This window comes from Mycobacterium sp. 2YAF39, from assembly GCF_052114565.1.
GTDB lineage: Bacteria > Actinomycetota > Actinomycetes > Mycobacteriales > Mycobacteriaceae > Mycobacterium.
Window position 1 is genome coordinate 324,961 of the sequence record NZ_JBFREZ010000004.1, and the last position, 13,074, is coordinate 338,034.

A 13,074-nucleotide genomic window follows, 5' to 3' on the forward strand; every position below is an offset into this window, starting at 1 on the left:
CTAGCCCGTGGCCATCGCGCCGGTCTCGAGCTCACGTACCGCGGTACGCAGACCACGGCGCCTTCCGGTGGCCGGGTCCACGCCGAAGCTCTCGCGCATCCCTTTGCGGATCCGGAACTTGACTTCGGAGTTCGTCTCGGGTGCGTTGTCCGATGATGCCTTCAGCAACTTGTCGGGAAGCGCCAGTTTCAGAATCGTCCAGAACGACTGAAAGTATTGGCGGGGAAGCGATCCCGTGGTGTAGGGCAGGTCGTATTTCTCGCAGAGGGCCCGCACCCGTTCGGAGATCTCGGCGTACCGGTTACTCGGAAGGTCGGGGAACAGATGGTGCTCGATCTGGTAGCAGAGATTCCCGCTCATGAACGCCATGACGGGGCCGGCGTGGAAGTTCGCCGACGCCAGCATCTGGCGCAGATACCACTCCCCTGGGGTCTCGTTGTCGAACTCCTCTTGAGTGAACTTCTCTGCGCCGTCGGGGAAGTGGCCGCAGAAGATGACCATGTAGGACCAGTAGTTTCGGATCAGATTGGCAATTGCGTTGGCCTTGAGCGTCGACTTCCAATTGCGGCCCGCCAACGCGGGAAAGACCACGTAGTCCTTGCCGACCTGCTTGCCGACCTTCTTGCCGATCACCTTCAGGTCCTTTCGCACCTCGGCGATCGACTTCTCACCCTTGCGATATTTCGTGGTTTCCAACCCGTGGGCGGCCACGCCCCACTCGAACAGGGTGCCCAGCAGCAGGTTGTAGACCGGGTTGCCGATCATCCACCGCTCCCACCGTTGATCGCGAGTGAGGCGCATGATCCCGTAGCCGATGTCGTCATCCAACCCGACGACGTTCGTGTATTTGTGGTGGATGAAGTTGTGCGACTTCTTCCAATGGACACTCGGTGAGGTGGTGTCCCACTCCCACTCGGTTGAATGAATCTCGGGGTCGTTCATCCAGTCCCACTGTCCGTGGATGATGTTGTGCCCCAGTTCCATGTTCTCGATGATCTTCGCGGCCCCCAGCATCGCGATCCCGGCGGTGCGGGCAACCCTGTTGTGACTTGCGAACAGCGCGGCACGTCCGCCGGCCGCCAGGCCACGTTGCAGCTGGATAGCGCGCCGAATGTACCGGGCGTCGCGCTCACCCCTGGAGTCCTCGATGTCTGCCCGGATGGCGTCGAGTTCGTCGGCGAGGGCCTCGACGTCATTGGGGGTGAGGTGGGCGTATTCCTTGATGTCAGTGATAGCCATGCGTCTCTCTCCCTGTCTTTAGATCTTGAGCGTGCAGTCGCCGGACGCGGTGGAGACGCACGTGTTGATTCGGTCGCCGGCGCCATGCTCATCGCCGGAGCGGAAATCGCGGACATATCCGGATTCCAAAGGCAGGACACAGGTTTGACAGATGCCCATCCGGCAGCCGAAGGGCATTTGAATGCCCACCTTTTCGCCGGCCTCCAGAAGTGATGTGGCGCCGTCGATCTCGAGACTCTTGTCCGAGATAGCGAATGTGACGGTGCCACCCTCGCCCCCCTTGTCGGTCCGCGCGATCGTGAATCGCTCGATGTGGAGGTGCTCACCGCGGTCGGCCTCGTTCCAGACCTTCTCGACGTCGTCCAGCATCTGGGTCGGCCCGCAGGCCCAGGTCGGCCGATCCGCCCAGTCAGGGACCACACCACCGAGATCCGCGAGGTCGAGGTGGCCGTCGGATTCGGTCAGCTGTAGATGCAGTCGGTAGCTCGGATGGTCGTCCTCCAGCGCGCGTAGCTCGTCGTGGAAGATCACGTCACCCGTCGTGGGTGCGGAGTGCACGTGCACGATGTCCGGTGACTGGCCACGCGCCGTCAGGGTTCGCAACATCGCGATCACCGGCGTGATGCCGCTGCCTGCACTGATGAAGAGGACCTTGTCCGGCGGGGGGTCGGGGAGTGCGAAGTCACCCTTGGGTGTCGCCAGCCGGACGATCGTGCCGGGTTCGACGCCGTTGACCAGGTGCGAGGACAGAAATCCCTCCGGGGTGGCCTTCACCGTGATCGTGATGTGCTTGGAATCCCGCAGCGGAACGGATGTCAACGAGTACGAGCGCCAGTGCCACCGCCCGTCAACGCGCAAGCCGATACCCACGTACTGCCCCGGTTGGTACTCGCCGGAAAACCCCCACCCCGGCTTGATCGTCACGGTTGCGGAGTCCTCGGTTTCTCTGCGCACGTCGACGATCTCGCCTCGAAGCTCGCGAGCTGTCCACAGCGGATTCAGCAACTTGAGGTAGTCGTCCGGTAGCAACGGGGTGGTGGCGCGGGCGGCGAGACCGCGCAGCACATTGACCTTCGGGGTGACCGCTGTTTCGACGTTCTTCGCCGGTTTGATCGCCCATCGCGCAACCCCGCGTCCTATTAGAGGCATTCGTCACGGCCTCCTGTGAGTGGAAACGTTTTATTCAGTGAACACATGTACACCGGCTACCCGGAGGCCGGCACGTTCACACATCGCTGTCACGATCCGCCGCGTTCGAGGTTTGTTGATGTGACTAGTGTTTCGGGTGTGGTCGATGCCCTATGGACCGCCGCGGCCCGGCATCCGTTTCTCGATGCGGTGCGTGACGGCACGATCGCTGACGACGCCTTCGACCGGTGGTTGTGCCGGGACGCGCTGTTCGTCGCCGACCTGCTGACGTTCCAGGCGCGGCTGCTCGCGCGCGCCCCACGCCCGGCTCAGGGGGTACTCGCCGGCGGATGCGTCGCACTGGTCGAGGAGCTGGACTGGTTCGAGGTCCAGGCCGCCCGGCGTGGCATCGGGCCGGCCCAGCCGGCGCTGGGGGCGACGATCGCCTACCGCGAGCTGTTGCAGCGGCTCGACGGCATGCCGGCCGATGCGGCTGTGACGGCGCTCTGGGTCATCGAGAAGGTCTACCTGGACGCGTGGTCGTCGGCGATCTCGACTACATCGCCGTTCGGCGAGTTCGTCGAGCACTGGACAGCACCGGGGTTCGCGGCCTATGTCGACGGACTCGGTGCACAGGCGAGCCCCGATGGGCATGGCGACCTGATCGCCGAGGTGCTGACACATGAGGTCGCGTTCTGGGATATGGCGCTGGCATGAGCCTGTCCGCCCGACTGTGGTCCGCCAATGCCGACCTGGCCGCCGAAGCGCTGGCGCATCCGTTCATCCGGGGACTCGGTGACGGCTCACTCGATCGTGAGATCTTCGCGGGATACGTAGCGCAGGACGCGTTCTTCCTCGAATCCTTCGCACGCGCCTACGCGCTGGCGCTGGTTCGCAGCTCCGACACACCGACGCTGGTCGCACTGGCCGAGTTGATCGCCGGGGTCGGGAACGAGTTGGGTTTGCACAACTCCTATGCCGCGCGCTCGGGAATCGACATGGCGGGCGTCGAACCGTCGCCCGCAACGCTGGCCTACACCGACTTCCTCCTCGCCACTGCCGCGACGTCCGGCCTGGACGTGGTGCTCGCGGCGATGACTCCGTGCATGCGCCTGTACGCGTGGCTCGGGGCATCGTTGGACACGGGGGCGGCGGGACCCTACGCGGAATGGGTGCAGACCTACGCCGACCCCGGCTTCGACGATTTGGCATCCACACTCGAAGGCCTGCTCGACCGACACGGGACGGACAGTCCGCCCATCAGGCGGGCCTACCGGCGGGCGATGCACCTCGAAGTGCAGTTCTTCGACTCGGCACTTTCGGGTTGACACCAGGCCGCATGCCGCTCACCTCGGCGTCCGCGATGTGGGGCTGGGGGGCTGGCGCGTTACTGTCCTTTGGTCGGCCCCAGTCAACAAGCCGGCAGAAAAGTTGAGCACTTGATGACTGCAACAACAGAAGCGTCAACAGCTGAAGCGCGGGTCGGCCACTACTACCAGATGGACGGCACCTATCTGGTCGGCCGCGAGAAGATCCGCGAATACGCCCGCGCAGTGCAGGACTACCACCCCGCCCACTGGGACGTCGCCGCCGCCCAGAAGCTGGGCTATTCGGACGTCATCGCGCCGGTGACGTTCACGTCGACCCCCGGCATGGCCTGCAATCGCCGCATGTTCGAGCAGATCGTCGTCGGTTATGACACGTACCTGCAGACCGAGGAGGTCTTCGAGCAGCACCGCCCGATCGTCGCCGGCGACGAACTGCTCGTCGATGTCGAACTGGCGTCGGTGCGCAGGACCGGCGGCAGAGATTTCATCACCGTCACCAACACCTTCACCGATACGGCCGGGGAGCGGGTGCACACCCTGCACACCACTGTCGTCGGTCTGACGTCCGAGGACATCGATGAAGGGGTCAAGGTTGCTGTGCAGAAGGCGATGATGCACGACGTCAACATCCTCGACGTCGGTCAAGCCGCTTACGAGAAGACGGTGCGCCCCGAGGGCGAGGTTCGAATCGCGCAGGGCGGTACCACCCGCACGCCCGGGACGCCGTCCTTCAACGACGTGAACGTCGGCGACCAGCTACCGGTGCACCACACCCGGCTGTCGCGCGGCGATCTGGTGAACTACGCCGGCGTGGCCGGTGACGCCAACCCGATTCACTGGGACGAGAACCTCGCCAAGTTGGCCGGCCTGCCCGACGTGATCGCCCACGGAATGCTCACCATGGGGCTGGGCGCCGGATTCCACTCCGATTGGTCGGGCGACCCCGGTGCGGTTTCCCGCTACACGGTGCGGCTGTCCGCACCCGCCATCGTGTCGGCCGCCGAGGGCGCTGACATCGAGTTCAGTGGCCGAATCAAATCGCTGGACGCAGAGACCCGCAGCGGTGTCGTCATCGTCGCCGCGAAATCCAGTGGCCAGAAGATCTTCGGCATGGCGACCATGAACGTCCGCTTCCGCTAGGAGCTACCCCATGGCGGCGGAGATTCGTTTCCTCCCCCTCGGCGCCAGGCGACTGGCGTACGAGGTGAGGGGCGACGGTCCGCCGCTCGTCGCTCCGGCGTGGTGGGTGAGCCACCTCGAACTCGACTGGCAGAACCCGGGTGTGCGCCGGTTCTGGGATGTCGTCGCGCACGGCCATACCCTGATCCGTTACGACCGGCTCGGCGTCGGCATGTCGGATCGCACGGTGCAGGACGCCGATCTGACGCTCGACGGCGAGGTGGCGACGCTGGGTGCGCTGCTCGACGAACTCGGCCTGGACCGAGTGTCACTCATCGGCGGTTCGTCGGGGAGCTGCACCGCCGTCGCGTTCGCCGCGCAGTACCCGGAGCGCGTCGAACAGCTGGTGCTCTACGGCGCCTATTCCCACGGTGACGTGCTCACGCCTCCCGGAGTGGCGGACGCGATCGTGGCGGCGGTGCACGCCCACTGGGGGCTCGGCGCGCGGCTGCTCAGCGACATCTTTCTCGGCGGCGCCGACGCCGCGGAACAGGAACGCTTCGGACGGTTGCAGCGTGAGTCGGCCACCGCGGAGGTCGCCGCCGATGTGCTGCGCCTCGTCTATCGCCTCGACATCCGCGAATATCTTGGGATCGTCCGCGTGCCGACGACAGTCGTGCACCGCCGCGACGACAGCGCCGTGCCATACGCGCTCGGACGCGAGGTTGCCGCTGCGATTCCAGGTGCGACATTCGTTCCGCTACAAGGGAGTTCGCACTTCCCGTGGCATGGCGACGTCGACTCCGTCGCGCGCGCGTGCCGCCAGGCACTGGTATCGCAGGAGCTGTCGACGGCAGAAGCAGACGACGCCGGTCCGGTTCCGCTTTCCGATCGCGAGCGCGAGATCCTCGCATGCGTTGCGCGCGGTCTCGGCGATCGCGAGATAGCAGAACAACTCTCGCTCAGCCCGCACACCGTGCACCGCCACGTCGCGAACATCCGCCATAAGCTCGGCAGCGCTTCCCGCACTGCCGCTGTCGCCGAGGCGGCCCGTCTCGGGCTGCTGTGAGCTGGCCGGAACGGGCCATCGTCGCAAGATGGCCGGTCTGCGCGATGCGGCCACCGGCGGTGCGGTCCTAGTTTCACTGCATGACCGATATCGCCCGGGATCAAGCTCCCGCCGAACTGACAGCATCGTCCTCGTATGCGATGTGGTTACGGATCTTCGCGCTCTTGTACGACCCGTTCCTGTGGCTCGGCGAGATCGTCGGAATGCGGCGCAGGCGACGCAGATTGCTCGCCAAGGCATACGGCCGTGTCGTCGAGATCGGTTCCGGCACCGGGCTCAACATCGCGCTGTATACGGACGCGGTCGACGAACTCGTCCTCACTGAACCCGAGCCGGCGATGCGGCACAAACTGGAACGCCGCCTGCAGCGCAATGGGCTCGCCGCGCAGATCTACGACGCGCCTGCGCAACGCCTGCCGGTGGCCGATGCGTCTGTCGACACCGTCGTGTCGACCCTCGTGCTGTGCACCGTCGACGATCCCGAACGCTCACTGCGCGAAATCGCCCGCGTGCTGCGTCCCGGTGGGCAACTGCTGTTCATCGAACACGTCCGCGCGAGTTCGCGATGGGTCGCGGCAATTCAGGACAAGATGCTCGTCGCGTGGCGAGGCTTCGCCGGCGGATGTGAGTGCAACCGCTCGACCGTGGACCTGATGCGCGCCTGCGGCTTCACTGTCGATGCCGAAGCCGAGGTGTGGCACGGCATGCCGACGATCGTCCGCCCTCTCGCCGTGGGCCGCGCGACGGTGTTGGGTTAGCGCCCCACCGGTCGCAGGAACTCCACCCGCCTGTCCACAAGCAACGGGCGGACGCGATTCACCACCAGGTCCTGATAGTGCGGCGAATCCAAGTGCGAATCGAGTGCGGCTTTGTCGCGGTAGCGCTCGATGAGCACGAGGGTGTTGGCGTCGTCGGCACTCTGAAGTGTTTCGTATCCAAGACATCCCGGTTCAGCCAGGGACTGCGGGCGAAGTGCCGCGAGGTGACTCAGCACCGTGTCGAGGTTCTCGGCGGTGGTCTGCCAATGCGCGACGACGGTCACCGGGTCGGAGGCGCTCATCGGCCGAGCGCCTCGGCCAGCGCCTCCCCGACCAGAGTCCCCGATTGGGGGTTCTGGCCCGTGATCAGGCGACCGTCGACGACGGCCTTGGGATGCCACGGTTCGGCCGCTTCGAAGAGTGCGCCTTCCTCCCGCAGCGCGGCCTCCAAGTCGAAGGGCACGTCCTTCTCGGCGTATCCGTTCTCCTCCGCGTCCGAGAAGGCGGTGAGTTTACGGCCACGCACCAGCGGCGCACCGTCGTCCAGCGTGACACCGAGAAACGCCGAAGGGCCATGGCAGACGGCGGAGACGATCAGTCCCTCGTTCCAGGCGCGGATGACGGTCTCCTGGACCTCGGGGTTACCGGTGATGTCGACCATCGGCCCGAGTCCCCCGGGAAAGAAAACCGCGTCGTAGTCCAGCACGTCGACCTCGGACAGCTTGCGACTGCGAGACAGGCGCCGATAGGCCTTGCTCTTCAGAAAGCTGGACTCACCTTCGTCGTCGGCGTCGAACCCGTCTTCGGGTGGTTTGCCACCCAACGGCGATGCGAACTCGACGGCGATGCCCGCCCGGTCGAGCACCCCGAACGGGTGGGCGATCTCAGGGAAGAAGAAGCCCGTCGCCCGATTGTTCGGCCCGATCACGGCGGCATTGGTGGCGACGAAGAGGACATAGGGGACTGTCACGGCGCGCTCCTCGACTCGAGTGATGGCGTCTCGAATGTACGGCGCGAATGGGCATCTCGCGCGCGCCGATTCGTGCGGCGATTGGCTCAGCCCCCTTTTCCGGAGAGGTGTTGGTGCAGGGTGGCGGCTTTCAGTGTGAGGTGGTTGCGCTCGGCGACCGATTGCGCCTGCGCGGCGGCCCGCACATAAAGGTCTGCCGCCGTGGTGAGCTCGCCGGCCCGCTCGTGGAGGTAGGCCGCCGATGCGGTGTATCGCGGCAGCGCCGGATCGAGACCGGCGAGGGCGGTGAGCCCCGCCTGCGCCCCGTCGGCCTCGCCGACGGCGACCGCGCGGTTCAGCCGCGCGACGGGGCTTTCGGTGATCGCGACGAGCTCGTCGTACCACTCGACGATCTGCACCCAGTCGGTCTCGTCGGCGCTCTGGGCGTCGGCGTGCAGCGCGGCGATTGCGGCTTGGGCCTGATACTCACCGAGCCGGCCGCGGGCCAGTGCGGTCTGCAGAACCATCACGCCTTCTTCAATCAGGTCGCGTCGCCACAGGCCGCGGTCCTGCTCGGCCAGCGGAACCAAACTGCCATCGACGCGGGTGCGCGATGGGCGTCGTGCGTGGTGCAGCAGGAACAACGCGAGCAGGCCCGCCACTTCGGGATCGTCCGTCATCGCGGCCAACTGCCGGGCCAGCCGGATGGCTTCGGCGGCGAGGTCGACGTCGCCGCCGTAGCCCTCGTTGAACACGAGGTACAGCACCTTCAGCACGGTGCGAAGGTCGCCGGGACTGTCGAGGCCGACATCGTTCACGGTGCGCTTGGCCCTGCTGATCCGTTGCGCCATCGTCGCTTCCGGCACGAGATAAGCCTGCGCGATCTGGCGGGTGGTGAGACCGCCGACGGCCCGCAGCGTCAGTGCGACGGCCGACGACGGCGTGAGGCTCGGGTGTGCACAAAGGAAGTAGAGCTGCAGTGTGTCGTCCGCCGATTCCGTCGGTCCCGACGTTGGCTCGTCGGACGCCCGTTGTTCGCGCTGGTGCCGCGCTGCCTCTGATCGCGCGAGGTCGACGAACCGCCGCCACGCGGCGGTGATGAGCCACCCTTTGGGATCGTCGGGGGCTTGACCGGACCCGGTTACCCATGTCTCCCAAGCCCGGATCAGGGCCTCCTGGACGGCGTCCTCGGCAGTCGCGAAGTCCGCCCCGCGGTGGACGAGGACCATCAGCACAGCGGGAATCAGATCCCGCAGCGCGGCCTCGTCGACCGCATCGGCCGACATCACTCGGTAGCAGGAAGGTGGGCGCCACCCATGAACGGACGCACCTCGAGCCATTCGTGAATCGGCTTGCCATCCGCGCCGGGAGCCGCGGATAACTCACCGGCCAGTTCGACGGCGCGTTCATAGGAGTCGACGTCGATGATCATGTAGCCCGCGATCAAGTCCTTCGTCTCGGCGAACGGGCCGTCGGTGACCGGCGGCTTACCCTCACCGTCGTAGCGAACCCAAGCGCCCTCGGGCATCAACGCCTGGCTGTCGACGTACTCACCGCTGTCGCGCAGCCGGTCGGCGAAGTCCTGCATGTACTGAATGTGCGCCTCGATCTCGGCGGGCGTCCACTTGTCCATCGGCACGTCGTTGACCGACGCCGGCGCACCCCGGTAGTGCTTGAGGAACAGGTACTTGGCCATGATTTCTCCCTCCAGTGTGGCGACCCTAGTTGGTCGCTCATCCCTGGGACGGAGCCGTCACGTCGTTCTCGACATCCACTGCCGATCCGATTACAAGAACACGAGTCGGGGTACGGACCCGACATGACTGCACCCGATGAAGACGCCACATCCGAGCCTGCCGAGGACGAAGAAGTCCTGGCTCCCGCCACACCTGGCGCCGAGGCCCTTCCGCTGCCGGACGACGCAGTCGAGAAGCCCTCCGAAGAGTGATCCCGGCGTGACGAAGGCCGATGCCGACACCCTGACCGCACAGGATCTCGAATTTCTCCGGCGACCGCTGTACGGATTCCTGTCAGTGGCCGCGGGACCGATTCCGCCGCAGCCGCGGCCCGTGTGGTTCGAGGTGACGCCTGAGGGAACGATTCAATTGTTCACGGCCCCAGACGCATTGAAGGTGCGGCGGTTGCGCAGCGACCCCCGCGCGTCGATCGTCGTCGCAGCTCCGGTGGGAGAACGCGAGCGTTGGGTCTCGGTCGCCGGTGACGCCGCGGTCGTACCCGACGGGGCCCACGACCTTTGCAAGCGCCTCGCCGCTCGTTACTGGGATCTCGACGACCCAATCCGGGCCGACGACCTCGCCGGCATGCTGACCGAGAACTGGGTGCGGTTCGTCATCCACCCGACGAAGGTCAGCCGCTACGCGATGGCTTGAGCTAGATCGCTCCGGGCGACCCCGGGGTGCTCATCGAGCCGTCGATATTGGGCACCATCGACGGCTCCTGAGCCGCATCCAAGCCTGCCTCGGTGCTCGCCGACGGACCCCATTCGCTGCTCGCCGATTGGTCCCACGCCCCGCCACCGCAGAGCGGATGCCGCCACCCGAATGCGTCGCAGCCCGGATCGGCCTGTATCGAAGGCGCCGGCGCGGTTGCCGGGTTCGCCCCCACAATCGCACCGATCGCCGCGGTTCCGACAAATGCTGCTGCGGCCGCCATCGTTGTCATTCTTGAATTCATAGGGCAAATAGTCGCAGCCGCGTCGCCGGTACGCGAGAGAATCGGCGATTCCGTGAGGATCCCAACGGGGACTTGCTATTTGACGGTTGGGTCAAATTTCAGCACGGACACTTGGCCGGCGGCCTGGCTAATCTCAGGCGGGGCGGCCGACTCCCGTCAGCTTCTGGATGAACCGAATCTCGTCGTCGTTGTGGGCACGCCCGTCGGGATGGATGAGATCGCTGAACCACTCGTCCGGGAGCGTGGCGTAGGGCTGCTGCCAGGAGTCCCACGGCAGGTACGTCTGCGTCCGCCCCGCAACGAACCCCCAGTTGTAGGCGCCGACATTGCGCCTCTTGGCGACCGGGAGGATGCCTTCCACGGTGCTGCCCAAACTCCGGGCCAGATACTCGGTGCAGATGATCGGCCGCCCCAGCGGAGTGAGCTCGTCGATGCGCGCGTCGAACTCGGAGGGATCGCCGTAACTGTGAAAACTGATCACATCCGAGAGCTCCAGCTGCAGGCTGGCAATCGCACTACGGCTTCCGGGGTCCTTCCAGTGGCCCTGCCACACACCGCTGGTCAACGGCTGAACCGGATTGACGGCGCGCACCCAACTGAAGACGTGTGGGAGGAACGCCTCGACGAGCTGCAGCTTGTCTGCGCTTTCGACGTTGCTGTAATCGCGCGCCGGATTGTCCGGCTCATTCCACACATCCCAACCGAGGACGCGCGGATCGTTGGCGAACTGGCCCACCACTCCGGTGACATAGCTCTGCAGTACGCGGGTGTACCCCGGATCCTGCAGACGATGGGCGCCAGGACTCTGTACCCAGCCGGAGTTGTGCACGCCCTTGATGGGCGGGCGTTGACGGCCCGCTCTCGGCATCGGATCCCAGCACGAGTCGAACAGGACGAAGAGCGGTTTGATCTGGTGGCTCGCCGCGATGGCGACGAACTCGGACAGCCGACTGCTGAAGCCCGCCCGGTCGGTCGCCCACAACTGATCGTGCAGGAACACCCGCATGGTGTTCATTCCGATCCGTCGGGCAACGCTCAGCTCGCCGGCGATGCGACGCGCGTCGTAGGTACCCGCCTGAAACATCTCCAGCTGGTTCACGGCGGTCGAGGTGACGTAGTTCGCACCGAGCAGCCAGCCCTGCGCGTCGTACCAGGCATGCGCGCGATCAGCCGACCATCTGGTCGCCTCAGCGCGGGCGGCGGGAACTTTGCTCAGTGCCGCTGCCGCTGCCAGGTACAACGGGAGCTTGAGGGCGGTTCTCCGATGCACCTTGTGACGATAATGTTTGCTGTCGAGCCGCTAAACCCAGGGTCTCATGTTGCAACACAACAGGTTTCGAATCGTTATCGAAGGTCGGAGAACCGATCGATTTCGGGATGCCGGAGCGGTTGCCGCGTCTCTACACACAGTCAGGTCGACGGCGGCCAGTCTGACGCTGACTGCTTAACACCACAGTTGCACCAACGGCCATCTAGCGGTGGACCACGAATGCAACCAACTCTGAATCCGCCGCTACCCTCCAGCTTAACTCAGTTTTCGCCATATCTACCGAGCCGTGAAAAGTTATCCCCAGCCTCGCCGCTGGTCTGCCGATTTTGTCGGGGTCCACATTTAGCGTGCAAGTCATGACGAACTGGATAAACACGGTCAGCCGTGGCCACGTCGAGCGCGGGGTGCGGGGACGCTTCACGCAGGCCAACCACGGCAAGCCGCAAATGTTGCACAAGATGGCACGGGGCGACTGGATCATCTTCTATTCGCCGAAGACCGACTACCCCGACGGTGAGCCGCTGCAGGCCTTCACCGCGATCGGGCAGATCGCCGACGACGAGCCCTACCAAACCGAGGTGACGCCCGATTTCCAGCCGTGGCGCCGCAATGTCGACTTCCTGGACTGTGCCGAGACGCCCATCCGGCCGCTGCTCGAGAAGCTGGACTTCATCGAGGACACGAGCCGGTGGGGCTATAAGTTCCGCTTCGGCGTGTTCAAGATCGACGATCACGATCTCGCGGTGCTCCGTTCCGCGATGACCGGCACGGGGTGAGGCCTACCCTGGTCTGGTGAGCAACACCGACGCGGCGCCCGCCGAAGTCGCCTGTGCGCCATGGTCATCACCGGCGGTGTGCATCTCGCGAGACACCGCTGGGCGGACCCGCGGGTTAGAGCCCAACGCGTTCACACGGTTGCTCGTCGCGAAGTCACGACCAAAGGACGCCGTGAGTTCCTGAAAAGTGTTCGAGACGGGGATCACGCTTAGTGGGTACCTGCGTCAGTGACCAGTGGTTCGGTCCCTCGACTGCTCTTGTTCGAAGGTCGAACTCCGTCCCAACACAAATATGTCGGTTTGATGACTTTTCGGCCGGGTACAGACTGCACGCGATGACGGACGGCGTCGGGGGACGATTCACAAGTCGCGCGATAGGGGGACTACAGCCCACTGGTCCCGTCTGTATTCGGTTGCGAACCGAACTCAATGATGGAGAAGTACACACAATGCGTAAAGCACTCGCAATTCTCGGTATGACCGGCGCCCTGACGTTCGGTGGAGCAGGCCTCGCTCAGGCCACGACCTACGCCGGTCCCGCTCCTACGACGACCACCACTGTGGCCCAAGCAGAGCATAAAGATGACGGTGACAACACCGGCCTGTGGGGCCTGGCCGGCCTCCTCGGTCTTCTCGGATTGCTTGGGCTGAAACGGCGTAACGACCACGTCGTCGCGAATGGACCCGCGGCACCCGGATACGGCAACGCGCCGCGCGTCTAGCTCAGCCGCTCTGGTTCTGCCC

General features: G+C 65.2%; 18 protein-coding genes. 10 read left to right on the plus strand and 8 right to left on the minus strand.

Going from position 1 to position 13,074, the window contains the following annotated elements:
* Together AB4Z42_RS14575 and AB4Z42_RS14580 are read right to left on the minus strand one after the other, a co-directional pair.
* Entirely contained in the window at positions 1-1,239 is a 1,239-nt protein-coding gene (locus AB4Z42_RS14575; RefSeq protein ID WP_442009895.1) for a fatty acid desaturase family protein, read from the minus strand.
* 18 nt (positions 1,240-1,257) lie between these two features.
* Positions 1,258-2,388 carry a ferredoxin reductase gene (locus AB4Z42_RS14580; RefSeq protein WP_442009896.1) on the minus strand — a complete coding sequence of 377 codons (1,131 nt, stop codon included), beginning with the start codon at positions 2,386-2,388 and terminating at the stop codon, positions 1,258-1,260.
* Positions 2,389-2,526: 138 nt separating this feature from the next.
* Here AB4Z42_RS14580 and AB4Z42_RS14585 point away from each other — a divergent pair, with 138 nt between their 5' ends.
* From AB4Z42_RS14585 to AB4Z42_RS14605, 5 genes are all read left to right on the plus strand, one after another.
* The gene (locus tag AB4Z42_RS14585; RefSeq protein ID WP_442009897.1) at positions 2,527-3,084 is read left to right on the plus strand and encodes a TenA family transcriptional regulator; all 558 of its coding nucleotides are present in this window, start codon (positions 2,527-2,529) and stop codon (positions 3,082-3,084) included.
* Entirely contained in the window at positions 3,081-3,695 is a 615-nt protein-coding gene (locus AB4Z42_RS14590) for a TenA family protein (RefSeq protein ID WP_442009898.1), read from the plus strand. Before AB4Z42_RS14585 ends, AB4Z42_RS14590 begins: the two co-directional genes overlap by 4 nt.
* A 114-nt stretch (positions 3,696-3,809) precedes the next feature.
* Positions 3,810-4,835, plus strand: a complete 1,026-nt coding sequence (locus AB4Z42_RS14595; protein ID WP_442009899.1) for a fused (3R)-hydroxyacyl-ACP dehydratase subunits HadA/HadB — start codon at positions 3,810-3,812, stop codon at positions 4,833-4,835.
* A 10-nt stretch (positions 4,836-4,845) separates the two neighbouring features.
* Positions 4,846-5,883 carry an alpha/beta fold hydrolase gene (locus AB4Z42_RS14600; RefSeq protein ID WP_442009900.1) on the plus strand — a complete coding sequence of 346 codons (1,038 nt, stop codon included), beginning with the start codon at positions 4,846-4,848 and terminating at the stop codon, positions 5,881-5,883.
* An 80-nt stretch (positions 5,884-5,963) separates the two neighbouring features.
* Positions 5,964-6,641 (plus strand): class I SAM-dependent methyltransferase, encoded by a 678-nt coding sequence (locus AB4Z42_RS14605; protein WP_442009901.1) that lies wholly within the window; start codon positions 5,964-5,966, stop codon positions 6,639-6,641.
* On the opposite strand, the gene AB4Z42_RS14610 is transcribed toward AB4Z42_RS14605, so the two are convergent.
* From AB4Z42_RS14610 to AB4Z42_RS14625, 4 genes are all read right to left on the minus strand, one after another.
* Entirely contained in the window at positions 6,638-6,943 is a 306-nt protein-coding gene (locus AB4Z42_RS14610; protein WP_442009902.1) for a putative quinol monooxygenase, read from the minus strand. The genes AB4Z42_RS14605 and AB4Z42_RS14610 overlap by 4 nt on opposite strands.
* Entirely contained in the window at positions 6,940-7,611 is a 672-nt protein-coding gene (locus AB4Z42_RS14615; RefSeq protein WP_442009903.1) for a type 1 glutamine amidotransferase domain-containing protein, read from the minus strand. The genes AB4Z42_RS14610 and AB4Z42_RS14615 overlap by 4 nt, the downstream gene beginning before the upstream one ends.
* 86 nt (positions 7,612-7,697) lie before the next feature.
* Positions 7,698-8,876, minus strand: a complete 1,179-nt coding sequence (locus AB4Z42_RS14620; RefSeq protein ID WP_442009904.1) for an RNA polymerase sigma factor — start codon at positions 8,874-8,876, stop codon at positions 7,698-7,700.
* Positions 8,876-9,286: a YciI family protein gene (locus AB4Z42_RS14625; protein ID WP_442009905.1), complete on the minus strand. Its 411-nt coding sequence runs from the start codon at positions 9,284-9,286 to the stop codon at positions 8,876-8,878. The genes AB4Z42_RS14620 and AB4Z42_RS14625 overlap by 1 nt, the downstream gene beginning before the upstream one ends.
* A gap of 123 nt (positions 9,287-9,409) precedes the next feature.
* Between AB4Z42_RS14625 and AB4Z42_RS14630 the strand changes: the two genes are divergently transcribed.
* Positions 9,410-9,538: a hypothetical protein gene (locus AB4Z42_RS14630; protein WP_442009906.1), complete on the plus strand. Its 129-nt coding sequence runs from the start codon at positions 9,410-9,412 to the stop codon at positions 9,536-9,538.
* A gap of 7 nt (positions 9,539-9,545) precedes the next feature.
* Positions 9,546-9,980: a pyridoxamine 5'-phosphate oxidase family protein gene (locus AB4Z42_RS14635; protein WP_442009907.1), complete on the plus strand. Its 435-nt coding sequence runs from the start codon at positions 9,546-9,548 to the stop codon at positions 9,978-9,980.
* 1 nt (position 9,981) lies between these two features.
* Here AB4Z42_RS14635 and AB4Z42_RS14640 read toward each other — a convergent pair whose 3' ends face one another.
* Both AB4Z42_RS14640 and AB4Z42_RS14645 read right to left on the minus strand, forming a co-directional pair.
* The gene (locus tag AB4Z42_RS14640) at positions 9,982-10,272 is read right to left on the minus strand and encodes a hypothetical protein (protein WP_442009908.1); all 291 of its coding nucleotides are present in this window, start codon (positions 10,270-10,272) and stop codon (positions 9,982-9,984) included.
* A gap of 145 nt (positions 10,273-10,417) precedes the next feature.
* Positions 10,418-11,554 (minus strand): 1,4-beta-xylanase, encoded by a 1,137-nt coding sequence (locus tag AB4Z42_RS14645; RefSeq protein WP_442009909.1) that lies wholly within the window; start codon positions 11,552-11,554, stop codon positions 10,418-10,420.
* 356 nt (positions 11,555-11,910) lie between these two features.
* On the opposite strand from AB4Z42_RS14645, the gene AB4Z42_RS14650 reads away from it, so the two are divergent.
* The 3 genes from AB4Z42_RS14650 to AB4Z42_RS14660 all read left to right on the plus strand — a co-directional run bounded on the left by AB4Z42_RS14650 (position 11,911) and on the right by AB4Z42_RS14660 (position 13,052).
* Complete coding sequence (locus AB4Z42_RS14650) at positions 11,911-12,330, plus strand: EVE domain-containing protein (protein ID WP_442009910.1); 420 nt, start codon at positions 11,911-11,913, stop codon at positions 12,328-12,330.
* Between the two features lie 16 nt (positions 12,331-12,346).
* A complete protein-coding gene (locus AB4Z42_RS14655; RefSeq protein WP_442009911.1) occupies positions 12,347-12,514 on the plus strand; it encodes a hypothetical protein in 168 nt (55 codons plus the stop codon).
* Positions 12,515-12,779: 265 nt separating this feature from the next.
* On the plus strand, positions 12,780-13,052 hold the full coding sequence (locus AB4Z42_RS14660) for a WGxxGxxG family protein (protein WP_442009912.1): 273 nt from the start codon (positions 12,780-12,782) through the stop codon (positions 13,050-13,052).
* Positions 13,053-13,074 lie beyond the last annotated feature (22 nt).